Here is a 15,608-nt window from a genome sequence, read left to right as displayed (position 1 = left end):
GAAAGGGGCGCCGGTACACGCCGGCGCCCTATTCCATTATTCATCACGGCTCACCACTGAGCCGTCAACGACTATCGAGGAGATCAACGGACGTGAAGACCGCCGTCGAGAAGCTCAACCCGACCCTGGCTAAGATTGAGGTCGAGGTTCCCTTCGCTGAATTCAAGCCTTACCTGGAGCGCACCTACAAGAACCTGGGCGAGCAGATGAGCGTGCCCGGTTTCCGTAAGGGTAAGCTGCCCAAGACCCTGATCGAGCAGCGCGCAGGCTTCGACTACATTGTTGAGGCATCCCTGAACGAAGCACTGAACGACTACTACGCACAGGCGCTGGGCGAGAACGACCTGTCCCCGCTGGCACGCCCCGAGCTGGACGTTCAGTCCCAGCCCACCACCGACGCTCGCGAAGCAGACGTCAAGCTGACCATCGAGGTTGTTGTTCGCCCCCAGATCATCCTGCCCGCATACGAGGGTCTGGAGATCGAGGTTGAGGCTGCAGAGGTTACCGCAGAAGATGAGGCACAGGCACTGGACGCCCTGCGCGAGCGCTTCGGCACCCTGGTTGCAGTGGATCGCCCCGCAGCTGACAAGGACTTCGTGACCATCGACATCACCGCCTCCATCGACGGTGAAGAGGTTGACGCAGCAAACGACCTGTCCTACCAGATCGGCTCCGGCACCATGCTCGAGGGCATCGACGAGGCACTGACCGGCCTGTCCGCAGGCGAGGACGCAACCTTCGAGACCAAGCTCTCCGGCGGCGACCACGCTGGCGAGCAGGCTGTTATCAAGGTCAAGGTTTCCGCTGTCAAGGAGCGCGAGCTGCCCGCAGCTGACGACGAGTTCGCACAGCTGGCATCCGAGTTCGACACCCTGGATGAGCTCAAGGAAGACATCAAGAAGCAGGTTGCTGAGGCTAAGGTTGCCGAGCAGGGCTCCAAGGCACGCGATAAGGCTCTGGAGATCCTGGTTGAGAAGACCGAGGTTCCCGTACCCGAGTCCGTCATCGAAGAGCAGATTGAGCAGCACTTCTCCGCTCCGAGCGCTGACGCTGACCACGACACCGAAGAGCACCGTGCAGAGGTTCGCGAGAACACCATTAAGGCGTTCAAGAACGAGATCATTCTGGACGACATTGCTGAGGCTCTGGAGGTTCAGGTTGACCAGGCTGAGCTGATCAACTACATCATCACCATGAGCCAGCAGTACGGCATGGACCCCAACCAGTTCGCACAGATGCTGGACGGCTCCGGTCAGGCTGGCATGCTGGTGGGCGAGGTTCGCCGCTCCAAGGCACTGGGCGAGGTGCTCAAGTCCGCTAAGGTTAAGGACACCAACGGCAAGGCTGTTGACCTGTCCAAGTTCCTGGGCGACGAGGCATAAGTCTAACGCTGTAGCGTAGAAGACGCCGTGACAGAGAAGGGGAGTTCCCCACTCTGGCACGGCGTTTTCGTTTACTCTCTCTGGTGGGGGTAAGGGCTTTATCTCATATATCCTTGTTATCTTCCGCATTCGAATTGCAGGCGTGTAAGTTAAGATCTCATAGTTGGGGCAAGCGCTAAAGATGCCTATATCTGGGTGCGGGCTTAAAACCGAACCCCATTATCTTGTGTGCGCTCTATGGGCATGTTGGTTATTCGAAAAAGTGTTTGTTCGAATATGTTTCAATAATTCCTGGCAATGCCGGAGTGTTGGGCGTGTTTCCGGGCTTCTTGAGCTTGCATAGTGCTTGCGTAAGCACTTAAAATATAGATGTTTGCAAGGACCCGGCCATCACCGGCGAGCAATTCGGAAGAACGGACCGCACCTGCGGGCTCTCATAACGCTGCGGCGGAGAGTCTTAGCGGAACAGATGTAGTCCCAGTAGAACCGGACGGATAAGCCCGAAATAGCTGTAAATAAGCGATTGATACTCGCGAAAAGCACCGCCTCCTGCACCCTCAGGGTGCGGGATGGTAGGTGCTCTTCGCCGTTTCAATAAGCAAGGTGGTACCGCGCCTTTACCCTCGCGCCATTGCGCACGATATTAGGCGTCCTTGCACCCGTTGAACCCACCGCGTTGGTGAGTGTTCCGGGTGCTTTTGTGCATCCGGGGCATAAGCTAAGCACGATCAAAGGTAAACGTACCGTGACTGAATCTATCTACCCGAAGGCAAGCGCGCTGAACGCCTCCGCTGTTCCCGCCTCGCCCTCCTTCCCCAAGCTGGAAGAAGCCGTCCTGGACTATTGGAAGAATGACGGCACCTTCAAGGCATCCGTAGACGGCCGCCCCGCCGGCGACAATGGCGAGAATGAATTCGTCTTCTACGACGGTCCCCCTTTCGCAAACGGCCTGCCGCACTACGGCCACCTGCTCACCGGCTACGCTAAGGACCTGGTGGCACGCTACCAGACCCAGCGCGGCCACAAGGTTGAGCGTCGCTTCGGTTGGGACACCCACGGTCTGCCCGCAGAGCTGGAAGCTATGAAGCAGCTGGGCATGACCGATAAGAAGGAAATCCTGGACATGGGCATCGACAACTTCAACGATGCCGCACGCGCCTCCGTGCTCAAGTACACCAATGAGTGGGAGCGCTACGTGACCCGCCAGGCACGCTGGGTTGACTTCGAAAACGACTACAAGACTCTCAATGTTGAATACATGGAGTCCGTGATTTGGGCATTCAAGCAGCTGCACGAAAAGGGCCTGACCTACCAGGGTTTCCGCGTGCTGCCCTATTGCTGGAATGACGAAACCCCCCTGAGCAACCACGAGCTGCGCATGGACGACGACGTGTACAAGGACCGTCAGGACCAGACCGTCACCGTCGCTTTTAGCATTAACTCCGATGACTCCCTGGCAAAGGACAAGGCAGTAGCTGCAGCCCTGCAGGGCGTTGAGGCACTGGCATGGACCACCACTCCCTGGACCCTGCCCACCAACCAGGCACTGGCTGTCGGCCCCGAGATTGAATACGTGGTTGTACCCGGCGCAGGCGATAAGGAAGGCCGCTCCTTCCTGCTGGCAGCCGACCTGCTGGCAGGCTACGCTAAGGACCTGGGCTACGCGGGCGAGAACCCCGCCGAGGACGCTGTAGCAGCTGTCACCGCACGCTACACCGGCTCCCAGCTGGAGGGTGTACGCTACACCCCGATCTGGGACTACTTCACCGACGCTGAGAAGTGGGGCACCGAGAACTCCTGGCAGATCCTGGTTGCCGACTATGTTTCCACCAGCGATGGTACCGGTATTGTTCACCAGGCACCCGCCTACGGTGAAGACGACCAGAAGGTCTGCGAAGGCTACGGCATTCCCGTGGTTCTGAGCGTGGACGAGGGCGCTAAGTTCCTCTCCCTCTTCGCAGAGCCCTCGCCCAGCGGCTCCACCGCCCTGGCAGAGATTGCTGGCGTGCAGGTCTTCGAGGCAAACCGCACCATTATTAACGCTCTCAAGGCTGACTCCCGTCTGATTCGTGAGAAGTCCTATGTGCACTCCTACCCGCACTGCTGGCGTTGCCGCACCCCGCTGATCTACCGCGCGATCACCTCCTGGTATGTGAAGGTGACCGAGTTCAAGGATCGCATGAGCGAGCTGAACGAGCAGATCAACTGGATCCCGGAGAACGTCAAGCACGGCCAGTTCGGCAAGTGGGTTGAAAACGCACGCGACTGGTCCATCTCCCGTAACCGTTTCTGGGGCTCGCCCATCCCCGTGTGGGTTTCGGACGACCCGAACTACCCGCGTGTGGACGTCTACGGCTCCCTGGAAGAGCTTAAGGCTGACTTCGGCCGTCTGCCTCTGAATAAGGAAGGTCAGCCGGATCTGCACCGTCCCTACATTGACGAGCTGACCCGCCCGAACCCGGACGACCCGACCGGCAAGTCCACCATGCGCCGCGTAGAAGACGTGCTGGACGTATGGTTCGACTCCGGCTCCATGCCCTACGCGCAGGTTCACTACCCCTTCGAAAACAAGGAATGGTTCGAGAACCACTACCCGGCTGACTTCATTGTGGAATACATTGGTCAGACCCGCGGCTGGTTCTACACCCTGCACATTCTGGCAACCGCGCTCTTTGACCGCCCGGCGTTCAAGAACGTGGTCAGCCACGGTATTGTGCTCGGCTCGGACGGTCAGAAGATGTCCAAGTCCCTGCGCAACTACCCGGACGTTTCCGAGGTGCTCGACCGCGACGGCTCGGACGCTATGCGCTGGTTCCTGATGTCCAGCCCCATTCTGCGCGGCGGTAACCTGATCGTCACCGAGCAGGGTATCCGCGAGGGCGTGCGTCAGGTCATGCTGCCCCTGTGGAATGTGTACCACTTCTTCGCCCTGTACACCAACGCCGCCAATAACGGTGCCGGTTACGAGGCGAAGCTGCGCTACGACTCTCAGAACGTCATGGACCGCTTCATCCTGGGTAAGACCCGCGAACTGGTCGCACAGGTCACCGAGGCAATGGATTCCTACGATATTTCCACCGCCTGCGACTACCTGCGCATCTATGCGGACGCCTTGACCAACTGGTATGTGCGCCGCAGCCGTGACCGCTTCTTCGAAGAGGATCACGACGCATTCGACACCCTGTACACCGCCCTGGTGACCGTCACCAAGGTAGCGGCATCCTTGCTGCCGCTGACCGCCGAGGAAATGTACCGCGGTCTGACCGGCGAGCGCTCCGTACACCTGGCTGATTGGCCCGTAGTTGAAGACTTCGCGGATGAATCCGAGCTGATTGCTCTGATGGAAACCGTGCGTGAGGTCTGCTCTACCGGTTCCTTCCTGCGCAAGAGCACCAAGATGCGTGTACGCCAGCCGCTGAGCCTGATGACCGTCGCCATTGCTCCCGAGCAGTACGCTTCCCTGGATGCAGCCTTCGGCGAGGGCGGCGCTGAGTACTTTGCGCAGATTGTGGCCGATGAGCTGAACCTGCGCGAGGTTAAGCTGCTCTCCTCCGAGGACGCTGACCCGGCAGAGTACGGCATCTCCCAGCAGCTGAAGGTCATCCCCCGTGAAATCGGTGGCCGTCTGGGCAAGCAGATGCAGGTGGTCATTAAGGCATCCAAGTCCGGCGACTGGTCGGTGGAGAACGATAAGGTGCTGGTGGGCCTGCAGGCTGTTGAGGGCGGCATTGAGCTGCTGCCCAACGAGTACGAGCTGGTCACCGTGGTGGACGAAAACGCCGAAGGTGCCGAGCACAATGCGGCAGCCGTTCTGCCTGGCGGTTTCGCGGTGCTGAACATTGCTCTGACCGAGGAACTGATCGCTGAGGGTATTACTCGCGACACTATCCGCGCGGTACAGCAGGCACGTAAGGACGCCGACCTGAACGTCTCCGACCGTATTGCACTGCGCATTGTGGCAGACGCGAAGACTCTGGAGGCTCTGCGCGCCCACGAGCAGCTGCTGACCGGTGATACCCTGGCAACCAGCCTGGAACTGGTGGAGGGTGAGCCCCTGGAGATTAGCGTGGCTGTTGCTTAGTCATGAGCTGGTAGAAGAGTGTGAAAACCCACGCTGACAGCTAAGAATGAACGCACCCGGTGCGTACGGCTTGACCGTATGAACCGGGTGCGTTCATCATTAAGAACAGATAGTTTTGGACCTTAACCGAAGGACACCATGAGCGAGAAGAATTTCCCCGCCATTCCCGACCCCGAAGGCGTAGCACGCGTCTACGGCGAGCTGCTGGCGCGCGCACCCGAAAATAAGATGGCGCCCCGGCTGGACGCCGTACAGCAGGCGGTGGAAATCCTGGGCGATGTGCACCGCGCAGCCCCCGTTATTCACATTACCGGCACCAACGGTAAGACCAGTACCGCCCGCATGATCGAGTCCCTGCTGCTGGCACACGATGTGCGCACCGGCCGTTTTACTAGCCCGCACCTGGAGTCCGTGACCGAGCGTATCTGCATTAATGGCCGCCCGGTTGCCGACCGCACCCTGGTGCGCATTTGGGATGAAATCGCCCCCTACCTGGCGATTGTGGACGCCCGTATGGAAGAAGCCGGCCAGCCGCGCATTACCTTCTTTGAGGCAATCACTATCCTAGCGTTCGCTATTTTTGCCGATGAGCCGGTGGATGTTGTGGTGCTCGAGGTGGGCATTGGTGGCAGCTGGGATTCGACCAATGTCGCCGACGGCACGGTGTCTGTGGTGACCCCGATCGATTTGGACCACACCGATATGCTGGGCGATACCCTGGCAGATATTGCTTCGGAGAAGTCCGGCATTATTAAGCCCGAGGGTTTCCTAATCTCCGCTGCGCAAGATCCGGAGGCAGCCGATGTGCTGCTGGCGCGTGCCCGCGAGGTGGGCGCTTCTTTCGCCTTTGAAAATGTGGAATTTGGTGTGCTGGATCGTCAACTGGCTGTGGGCGGTCAGCTGCTGAGCCTGCGCGGTTTGGCGGGGGAGTATAGCGATATTGCTCTGCCTCTGCACGGCGCTCACCAGGCGGAAAATGCTGCGTGCGCTCTGGCGGCGGTGGAGGCGTTCTTCGGTTCGAAGAAGCTCTCGGAAGAACTGGTTCGTCTGAGCTTCGGTACGGTGCGTTCGCCGGGCCGCCTGGAAGTGGTGCGCAGCGAGCCGACCGTGATTCTGGACGCCGGCCATAACCCCCACGGTGTGCGCGCCTCGGCGGTGGCGATTAAGGAAGCCTTTGATTTTGCTCATGTGCACGCCGTGGTAGGTATTTTGGGTGAGAAGGATGCCGCGGGCATGTTCGAGGCAATGCGCCAGGAGTATGTGGATTCGGTGGATTCTTCCTTCCGCCTGTACCTGGCGGCTTCGGATTCTCCTCGCGCTATCCCCGCCGAGCGTCTGGAAGAGTTGGCTCTGGATGCAGGCTTTGATGCCGAGAGCGTGACGGTGTTTGAGCACCTGGATGAGGCTGTGGCGACCGCTATGGAAAACGCGGTCTTTGATCAGGAATCTGCCGGTGTGCTGATTACCGGCTCTATTACGGTCATTGGTGAGGCACGTACCCTGCTGGGTGCTGCCGATACTGTGGAGCAGCTGGGCGTGGAGTCTGAGGAGATTCTGCCCGAGACCACCGATTCCTTTGGGGAAGAGGGGGACGAGCTGATGTCTTCGATTATGGCTGAGCTGGCTTCTGATGCTGAGCAGCCGGGCGAGCAGCACCCGCTGGAGGATACTCTGGGTCTGCCCCTGGACGATCTGGATGACGACACTGTCCCGGACGAACTGGATGAGGTCTAGCCGGTAGGTGCGTCAATTCGTATAGGTGCCCTGAATGTGAGTTCGGGGCACCTTTTGCTTTTTAACTCTCGGTATCTGGGGAAGATATGGTGCCCTGAGAAGTGGGGTGACTTAAGCGTTTAAAGTGCGGACTGTGCGATATAGAATTTGCGTTATACTGAACTTTATGCTCACACACACACACACACACACGATAGCTTCGTCAATGCTTTAACTCCGGAATTTCGCGCTCGGGTGCTGGCGCGTCTGCAGCATTTTAGCGCCGACTGGGGTGTGCGTCTGCAAGAATACACGGATCAGCGGCAGACCGGTAGCATGGAGTCGAAGGAGACCCAAACCTTCTGGAATGAGCTGCTGGCGTGTTTTGGTGTTGATCGTAAATCAAATGCCCACTATGAGCGTAGCGCTCGCCGTGCCTCCAATAGTAGTGAACGCGGCCGTATTGATATGTTCTGGCCGGGTACTGTGCTGGTGGAGCAGAAGTCTCCGGGTAAAGACCTTGAGGCTGCTCTGGCACAGGGCTTGGAGTATCTGGAAGATAGGGACAGTATCCCGGAGCGTGAACAGCCGCGCTTTGTAATTGCCTGCGATTTTGGGCGTTTTATTCTGCTTGATTGCCAGCAGCAGACGCGCGATGAGTTCGCTCTGTCTGATGTGCCGGAGCGTCTTGATTCTTTGCTCTTTTTGGCGGGTGCGCAGAGTACTCAGCACCGTATTCAGCGCGATTTGAATGCTGAGGCGTCGTTAATTATGGCTCGCCTGTATACCGCGATGGCGGGAAACGATGCTGATTCCGACCCGGAAGCTGCTGAGCCGGAGGAGTTTGACCCCTCAGATGCTGAGGCACGGACGGATGATATTTCTATTTTTCTGACTCGCCTGCTCTTTTTGCTCTTTGGTGATGATGCGGGTCTGTGGCAGCGTAACCTTTTTGAACGCTATGTTGAGCAGGAGACTTCCAGCGACGGTATTGATTTGGGTCCGAAGATTCAGGCTCTTTTTGAATGGTTGGATAAGCCGTTGGCTGCCCGTAAGCGCACGCCGAATGTGCCCGAGATTTTCCATTTATTTCCGTATGTGAATGGTTCTCTCTTTGCTGAGCGCCGCGGTATGGAATTTTTTAACCGTCAGTTGCGCGATGAGCTGCTGAAGGCATGCCGTTTTGACTGGTCTCAGATTTCTCCCGCTATTTTTGGCTCGATGTTCCAACTGGTGAAATCGAAGAAGGCACGCCGTGAAAACGGTGAGCACTATACCAGCGAAGAGAATATTTTGAAGACTTTGGAGCCTCTCTTTGTGGATGAGTTGCGCCAGCGTGCCCGTGCGCTGGTTGATTCCAGCCATGCGGAGAGCACTAAGCGTAAGAATATTATTGCTTTGTTGAGGGAGCTGCAGGGTATTCATTGTATGGATCCGGCGTGCGGTTCGGGTAATTTCCTGCTGGTGGCCTATGCTCAGGTGCGTGCTATTGAGACTGAGCTGCTGGTTGAGTTGCGCCGTCTGGATGGCTCTTTGGGGCAGATGTCGCTGGATGCTACCTTAGAGACCTATGTCTCGGTGGAGCAATTCCACGGTATTGAGCTGGGGTGGTGGCCGGCACGTATTGCCGAGGTTGCCATGTATTTGGCGGAGTTTCAGGCGGATAGGCAGCTGGCTGCTGCTATTGGTCAGCTTCCTGAACGCCTACCGCTCAAGAGCAAAGCGCATATTGTGCACGCGGATGCGCTGACGAGTGATTGGCGTGCTATTGTGCCCGCGGATGCTCAGAAGGTCTTTATTTTTGGTAATCCGCCGTTTTTGGGTCAGGCTCAAATGTCGAAGGCTCAAAAGGAATCCATGAAGGCTGTCTGGGGTAAGGACTATGACGGGTACCTGGATTTTGTGACCGGCTGGTTTAAGAAGAGCATGGATTTCTTTGTACCTGCGCCCGGCTCCGCCTATGAGGGGCAGGAGGTTGAAGGCGAGTTTGCTTTTGTATCTACAAACTCTATTACGCAGGGTCAGCCTGTTCCTGCTCTCTTCGGCCCGCTTTTTAGAGCGGGGTGGAATATTAAATTTGCCTATCGTACTTTCCCGTGGTCTTCTCAGGCTCCGGGGCAGGCAGCGGTGCATTGCGTGATTACTGGTTTTGCCCGGGGTTTGGTGAAGAATCCTCAGCTGCGGGAGTATGACTGGCAGACGGAGCAGAGTGTTCCGGTAAAGGTAAAGGCTATTAACGCTTATCTTTTGGATGCTCCGAATGTGCTGGTGACGAAGCGAATGAAACCGCTTGCTCAGCAGCTGCCGGTGGTGGAACGAGGCTCTCAGCCTACCGATGGTGGCAACCTGATTGTTGAGGTGGAACAGTACACCGAGGTAATGGCTGATCCTATTGCTGCCCGCTATGTGCGCCCTTTTACCGGGGCAAAAGAGTTGGTGCGTGGTTTGGATCGCTGGTGCCTGTGGCTGGAGGATGCAACCCCTGCGGATAGATCCAAGAGCCCTGTGTTGAAAGAGCGCATTGCCAAGGTTAAAGCTATGCGATTGGCAAGTTCAAAGGCGGCAACGCGCGAGAAGGCAGAGATTGCCCATCTCTTTGATGAGCGTCGTCAGCCGGTGCAGGATTATGTGTGTATTCCGAGTGTAGTGTCAGAGAATCGTAAGTTTTTTACAGCTGCACACTTCTCAGAAGATGTAATTTGTAGTAATTTAGCTTTTACTGCGATAGACCCCGATGGTTTCCTTTTTGGTGTGGTGAGCTCGTCTATGTTTATTACCTGGCAGAAAGCCGTAGGTGGGCGTTTAGAATCTCGCCTGCGTTTTGCCAATACCCTGGTGTGGAATAACCTACCTCTGCCCAAGGTGCCCCAGAAGCTACACGATCAAATCTGCGCGGCCGGTCAAGAGCTGCAACGGGTACGGGAGAGCCTTGCCTTCAAGTTTGGGGGTCGCGTATCTCTTGCGGATATGTACAATCCGTGGGCTATGGATCCGGAGCTTCTCAAAGCCCATCGTGCACTAGACCGTCTGGTGGATAAGGCATTCGGTGCCTCTAAAACCTGCGCGGATAATACGGAGCGTTTAACGATTCTCTTCAAACGCTACGCCGAGCTCACCGAGGAAGAACGCGCCGCCTCCGCTCACGCTAAAGGCACTCGCACAGCGAAGAAGTAGCCTCTAGATCGCATTTCTTATAGTGCGCTATGTTGGTGCGTGAAAGCTCCGGGCTTGGACTCTGTTTCTTGTGCACGGCGCAATGCTTCGGTTTCACCCCTCGATACCGGGTTTATACCCTGCGTGTCGAGGGGTGAGGTGGTTTAAAGCTGGAGAGGAGACCTGTAACCGTGGTAGCTCCTCAGATATCTCTGCTGGACTTTCGCCTAGCTATCCTCTACTTGAGTCCTAGTTCTTCTATCGCTGACTTATGGGTTTTAGCTTTCCTGTCGCCGGCAAAGAACGCATCTAGCTCTTTGCATGCTGCCAGCAGGGCATGATACTCTTCAGTATTTTCTGCGGGGTTCGAAGACATTGAAGGGGGCTCCTTAAGGGCAAAGTGTAGGTGTCATATAGCGTCATCATGGCGATATTTCATCCCTGACTCATACTCTCATTCTAAGATGAATATATAGATTCACTCACGAATGGCCGGTAGAGAATAGGGGCACCTCTATGAAAGCTCGTAAAGCGTGGATAGTCTATACGGTGATAGCACTGGGTATTCTGGTGGGCTGTTTACTCTTCTTCAGGTCTGAAACTAGCAGTACTGAGCGCTCGCCGGATACTACCTCGACATCAGCACCTACCGCGAGTGTGTCCGGAGAAGACTACTGGACTGACGAGCGTAGACGTGGTGCGGATGGAGCCATTATGCCCACCGTACGACCATAAGTATCTTCAAATTTATGGTAATGTAAGCGACTACTGCCTTTTGTATGATATAATATTTCACGAAAGCTCCGGGCTTGGACTGGGGTGCAATACTTCGAATCACCCCTCGATACCGGGTTTATACCCTGTGTATCGAGGGGTGAGGTGGTTTAAGACCAACTTTGGTCTCCTAGATAGGGGATATGCGTGGATCGGCTTTTTCCAGCTCACGTAGCCTTGCAAAGGGACCGAGAGTTTTCGGATAGTGGGTATCCAGCTTATTCAGAAGAGACAGGATGTCGTTCCTACGATGCTCAATATTGACTTTGAGTAGGTTCTCCCGATGTGAAATACGATTGCGCAACTCAAGGAGGCGGCTCACTTGCTTACCCGTTTTAACTCGTTGCTCATTACTTTGAGGATCCGTGGAAAGGTAGGGGAATCCATGGTGCAGGCAAGTAGACCATAAAGCTTGATGGTGAGGTTGTTCCCATTTGCTGCCAATGAGGTAATGCCAGAAGCCAAAGGAAATTTGACTAAGTATATCATCGTGGACCGGGTCTGAATGATGGTACGACGAGCGTGCTCGAGCGCGTGAATCTTTAAGGGACTTTTGGCCTAAAACTGCGTATAGAAGAGGGAAGCTGTTCTTCTCGAGAGTCCAATCAGCTGTGTAGCCGTAACGTTCATTTGAATCTTTGAGAACAGTGTCTATATGGTTGCGAAGGGCAACTTCTGTGTACTCCAGGGCTGTATGAAACGCTTCGCTTACATTATCTGCCCAGCGGTATAGTTTGTAAGCTTGTTCGAAATCCCTGTTGCTAGCCTCGAGATAGGGTTCAAAACGTGGCTGGCTCATGGCTTGCAGAAAAGCCTCTTGATCTAGGGGGTTCTGGGCTAGCTTACTCATCGTTATCCTTGTCGCCTTCGAGGAATTGTTCTAGTAATTATATACTATTTTATGGTAAAAGAGGATGTGTAAGATATTTGTGTCCGTGTTACAAGTACTATGTGGATGTCTTAGAGTGGCGGGTTAAATAAAAAGGCGGGGCTGTTTGTATCAGCCCCGCCCCTTGTATACGAGTAGAAGTGTTTAGTCCAAGCCGAGTTCGGCGTCGCGACGTTCACGCTCCGCCTGAGCCAGCTTAGGGTCGGTCGGCAGGTACTCCGGGCCAGAACCGGTTGCAAAAGGAATACCCAGCATAAAGATAAAGGGGGAGAGCAGTAGAAGAATGACCCAGATCAGGGTCACGCCGGTGCTAAAAAGCCCGCCGGTTAGCGCCAGGGCAGAAGCAGCAAAAACCAGGGCGGAGATGCCCATCATTGCGGTGCCGACAGCCTTCATGCTTTTCTCCTTCAAAGATCCCGACCGATAAATAGTCCCACGCCCATGTCGGGGCGTTATATATTGGTGTTAATACTCCCACCATTATACCCCGCCCATATCTTGCCCGGATATCCTGCTCGGACCTCCCACCCCGGAATGCGCTCACTTAGGCTGCACCCTTCGAGCCAGCCAGGGACATTCCATGTTGCACACTACCGGCACACACTAGCCCCAACGCTAGATTTAAGGGCGAGAAACCGGTAGACTGGGGGAGTCTGGCAATTACGTGCGCCTCAAAACGCTGCGTAATGTAGCTGACGGGACTCTGCCCTCAGCTCTCCGCCTCGCCCACTCCAAGCGCGAGGTCGCAAGGAGGCCAGCTCCGACAGATGATAAAGACTCCACACCTGTGGGGTCGATGAAAGGTAGATTGTGGCTAAGCACAACCGCACCCGCCGTACCGTTCGTCAGTCCCGTGCCCTGGGCATCGCACTGACCCCGAAGGCAGAAAAGTACCTCGAGCGTCGCCCGTACGGCCCCGGCCAGCACGGTGCAGCACGCAAGAAGGCTGACTCCAACTACGCAACCCAGCTGAAGGAAAAGCAGCGTCTGCGCGCACAGTACAACATCCGTGAAGCACAGATGCGCCGCGCATACCTGGAAGCAAAGCGTACTGAAGGTCAGACCGGTAAGAACATGATCGAGCTGCTGGAGCGTCGCCTGGACGCACTGGTTCTGCGCGCAGGTTTCGCACGCACCATTGCACAGGCTCGTCAGATGGTCGTTCACCGTCACATCATGGTTGACGGCGTTCGCGTTGACCGCCCCTCCTTCCTGGTCAAGCCCGGCCAGCTGATTCACGTTCACCCCAAGGCTGAGAAGACTGTTCCCTTCCAGGCAGCAGCAGCTGGCGATAACCAGGCAGTTCTGCCCCAGGTTCCCGCATACCTGAACGTTGAGATTGAGAAGCTGCACGCAAAGCTCGAGCGCAAGCCCGAGCGCGCTGAGATCCCCGTGATCTGCGACGAGCAGCTGGTCGTTGAGTACTACTCTCGCCTGGCATAATCTCGACTATATGTCGATACGGCGACCCGCCTTCCTCTCGATTCTTCGAGCGGAAGGCGGGTTTTCCGCTTTTAATGCGCGCTCACGCCCGCGCCACGACGCTATCGTGTACACTAGAAACTAGCCCCTCGATAGGTTCTGTGCGCCCAAAAGCGGTAGCGCGAACCGCCTCATCATGCAGGTAGCGGGGGAGAAGAACACGTATGCACCGCACGCCCCGCCCACTCCAAGCGCGGATTTCGGCTCAAGCGGTGACTCAACGAAGGAGAGCCTGATGGCATCTACCACTGATATTAAGAACGGTGCAGTCCTGAAGATTGACGGCCAGCTCTGGTCCGTTGTTGAATTCCAGCACGTGAAGCCCGGTAAGGGTGGCGCATTCGTTCGCACCAAGCTGCGCAACGTGACCTCCGGCAAGGTCGTTGACCGTACCTTCAACGCTGGCGCAAAGATCGAGACCGCAACCGTGGATCGCTCCGACTACCAGTACCTGTACCAGGACGGCGACGACTACGTGTTCATGGACATGAAGACCTACGACCAGATCACTGTTCCCGCAGCAGTGGTGGGTGACGCAGCAAACTACATGCTCGAGTCTCAGGTTGCAACCATTGCACTGAACGAGGGTACCCCGCTGTACATTGAACTGCCCGCATCCGTGGTTCTGGAAATCACCTACACCGAGCCGGGCCTGCAGGGCGACCGCTCCACCGGTGGCACCAAGCCCGCAACCGTGGAGACTGGCTACGAGATTCAGGTTCCCCTGTTCCTGGAGACCGGCACCAAGGTCAAGGTTGACACCCGCACCGGTGACTACCTCGGCCGCGTGAACGACTAATGAGCGCCTCCCGCACTAAAGCCCGCCTGCGCGCCGTTGAGGTGCTCTTTGAAGCGGAGCAAAGTAAGGACGAGATTAACGAGGTGCTTGCCCGCCGACACAAGCACACTGTAGCGCAGATTTCCGCATACGCTGAGGATATTATCCGCGGCGTGCGCGACCACGACGACGAGATTCGCGAATACATTGAAACCTATTCGCGTAACTGGTCTTGGGATCGTATGCCCGCCGTGGATCGTACCGTGCTGCGTGTGGGTACCTGGGAACTGCTGTACAACGACGACGTACCCGACGCCGTTGCTATTTCGGAGGCTGTGGGTATTGCCCGCGTGCTTTCCGGCAGCCCCGAGTCGCCCAAGTTTGTCAACGGCGTGCTCGATAAGTTGCGTCAGGTCAAGCCCACTCTGCTGGCTTAAACCGCGCTCTAAACAGCTGATAAAAGATATCGCCCCCGATACTTGCTTGAAGTATCGGGGGCGATTCTTGTAGGTTTGAGCTGCTTGGGTATCTAGGCGAAAAGCTGCACAATCACCGACATGAAGTGAATCAGTACGGTACCGAAAATAATCAGCAGCAGAATGCTAATAGTGAACCATTCCCAGTTCTTGGAAGCATCGCGCAGAGTCGCGGGGAGTCGAATCAGACCCGCCTGAATATTACGCACGCTCACCTTCACCAGCATAATCACGGTCATAATCCACACGATCATGCAGAATAGGCACAGGGCACCAATAATAAAGGTGGTCTGGAACCACAGGTACACCACAAAGCCCAGAGCGAAGGTTACGCCCGCCTGCACACACCACCAGAACCACGGCTTGAAACGAGCGCCGGCAAGCATTGCCACACCCACGGTCAGCAGGGCAGTGTATGCCATGAGGCCCACGAAGGGGTTCGGGAAGCCGAAGAAAGTCGCTGCCTGCGGGGTTCGCATTACTGTGCCGCAATTGAGTAGGGCGTTAATATCGCACACGGAGCTGTGTCCGGCATCAATGTAAATAGCCATACGCTCATAGGAGAGGATGAGCGAGGAAGCCAGGGAAATACCGGCGGTAATGACCAGCCACCAACCCAGGGTGCGGTCTATGCTGCTAAGTTCCTTGGATATGGGCGTATCCTGCGGGGTGTCTTCGATAGTGTCTAGGCTCTTGGTTGCCATGGCTTCCTTGAAGTCGGGGATATATTCGGTTGAGTCGCCTGCTGGCGGTTCTTTAATATCCTAGCGTTTTCCGTGTTTGCCTTCATCTTTAAAGGTGCATATGACTTACTATGACGCGCCGCGGTGCCGTATAATAGGGGATTGAGTGTGTGCTTTCCCGCGGATAGGCCACGCTC

Annotated in this window: 11 protein-coding genes; 7 read left to right on the top strand and 4 right to left on the bottom strand. The window is 56.2% G+C overall.

The features are described from left to right. Positions 1-92: 92 nt before the first annotated feature. The 4 genes from tig to Q4P78_RS06855 all read left to right on the top strand — a co-directional run bounded on the left by tig (position 93) and on the right by Q4P78_RS06855 (position 10,350). Positions 93-1,382 (top strand): trigger factor, encoded by a 1,290-nt coding sequence (tig, locus tag Q4P78_RS06870; protein WP_303339624.1) that lies wholly within the window; start codon positions 93-95, stop codon positions 1,380-1,382. Positions 1,383-2,127: 745 nt separating this feature from the next. Beyond that, positions 2,128-5,463: an isoleucine--tRNA ligase gene (gene ileS, locus Q4P78_RS06865; RefSeq protein ID WP_303339623.1), complete on the top strand. Its 3,336-nt coding sequence runs from the start codon at positions 2,128-2,130 to the stop codon at positions 5,461-5,463. 138 nt (positions 5,464-5,601) lie between these two features. Beyond that, entirely contained in the window at positions 5,602-7,197 is a 1,596-nt protein-coding gene (locus Q4P78_RS06860; protein ID WP_303339622.1) for a folylpolyglutamate synthase/dihydrofolate synthase family protein, read from the top strand. Positions 7,198-7,431: 234 nt separating this feature from the next. After that, entirely contained in the window at positions 7,432-10,350 is a 2,919-nt protein-coding gene (locus tag Q4P78_RS06855; protein WP_303339621.1) for a DNA methyltransferase, read from the top strand. 217 nt (positions 10,351-10,567) lie between these two features. Here Q4P78_RS06855 and Q4P78_RS06850 read toward each other — a convergent pair whose 3' ends face one another. The 3 genes from Q4P78_RS06850 to Q4P78_RS06840 form a co-directional block, all read right to left on the bottom strand. Continuing rightward, positions 10,568-10,705 carry a hypothetical protein gene (locus tag Q4P78_RS06850; protein WP_303339620.1) on the bottom strand — a complete coding sequence of 46 codons (138 nt, stop codon included), beginning with the start codon at positions 10,703-10,705 and terminating at the stop codon, positions 10,568-10,570. Positions 10,706-11,233: 528 nt separating this feature from the next. Further along, complete coding sequence (locus Q4P78_RS06845) at positions 11,234-11,953, bottom strand: hypothetical protein (protein WP_303339619.1); 720 nt, start codon at positions 11,951-11,953, stop codon at positions 11,234-11,236. A gap of 183 nt (positions 11,954-12,136) precedes the next feature. Next, complete coding sequence (locus Q4P78_RS06840; protein ID WP_303339618.1) at positions 12,137-12,388, bottom strand: nucleoside-diphosphate sugar epimerase; 252 nt, start codon at positions 12,386-12,388, stop codon at positions 12,137-12,139. Positions 12,389-12,802: 414 nt separating this feature from the next. Here Q4P78_RS06840 and rpsD point away from each other — a divergent pair, with 414 nt between their 5' ends. From rpsD to nusB, 3 genes are all read left to right on the top strand, one after another. Further along, entirely contained in the window at positions 12,803-13,435 is a 633-nt protein-coding gene (gene rpsD / locus Q4P78_RS06835; RefSeq protein WP_303339617.1) for a 30S ribosomal protein S4, read from the top strand. A gap of 274 nt (positions 13,436-13,709) precedes the next feature. Then, positions 13,710-14,273: an elongation factor P gene (efp, locus tag Q4P78_RS06830; protein WP_303339616.1), complete on the top strand. Its 564-nt coding sequence runs from the start codon at positions 13,710-13,712 to the stop codon at positions 14,271-14,273. Then, a complete protein-coding gene (gene nusB / locus Q4P78_RS06825) occupies positions 14,273-14,689 on the top strand; it encodes a transcription antitermination factor NusB (RefSeq protein WP_303339615.1) in 417 nt (138 codons plus the stop codon). Before efp ends, nusB begins: the two co-directional genes overlap by 1 nt. A gap of 92 nt (positions 14,690-14,781) precedes the next feature. Here nusB and Q4P78_RS06820 read toward each other — a convergent pair whose 3' ends face one another. After that, positions 14,782-15,432 (bottom strand): vitamin K epoxide reductase family protein, encoded by a 651-nt coding sequence (locus tag Q4P78_RS06820; RefSeq protein ID WP_303339614.1) that lies wholly within the window; start codon positions 15,430-15,432, stop codon positions 14,782-14,784. Between the last annotated feature and the right edge of the window lie 176 nt (positions 15,433-15,608).

Origin of the sequence: Rothia sp. (in: high G+C Gram-positive bacteria) (genome assembly GCF_030540545.1) — a bacterium.
In the GTDB taxonomy this organism is placed as follows: domain Bacteria; phylum Actinomycetota; class Actinomycetes; order Actinomycetales; family Micrococcaceae; genus Rothia.
This window is presented reverse-complemented; position numbering and strand designations above follow the sequence as displayed.

Coding starts and splice junctions, on each gene's coding strand:
- Q4P78_RS06850 (WP_303339620.1), bottom strand. CDS start 10,705: ATGTCTTCGAACCCCGCAGAAAATACTGAAGAGTATCATGCCCTGCTG.
- nusB (WP_303339615.1), top strand. CDS start 14,273: ATGAGCGCCTCCCGCACTAAAGCCCGCCTGCGCGCCGTTGAGGTGCTC.
- Q4P78_RS06820 (WP_303339614.1), bottom strand. CDS start 15,432: ATGGCAACCAAGAGCCTAGACACTATCGAAGACACCCCGCAGGATACG.
- Q4P78_RS06845 (WP_303339619.1), bottom strand. CDS start 11,953: ATGAGTAAGCTAGCCCAGAACCCCCTAGATCAAGAGGCTTTTCTGCAA.
- Q4P78_RS06840 (WP_303339618.1), bottom strand. CDS start 12,388: ATGAAGGCTGTCGGCACCGCAATGATGGGCATCTCCGCCCTGGTTTTT.
- efp (WP_303339616.1), top strand. CDS start 13,710: ATGGCATCTACCACTGATATTAAGAACGGTGCAGTCCTGAAGATTGAC.
- Q4P78_RS06860 (WP_303339622.1), top strand. CDS start 5,602: ATGAGCGAGAAGAATTTCCCCGCCATTCCCGACCCCGAAGGCGTAGCA.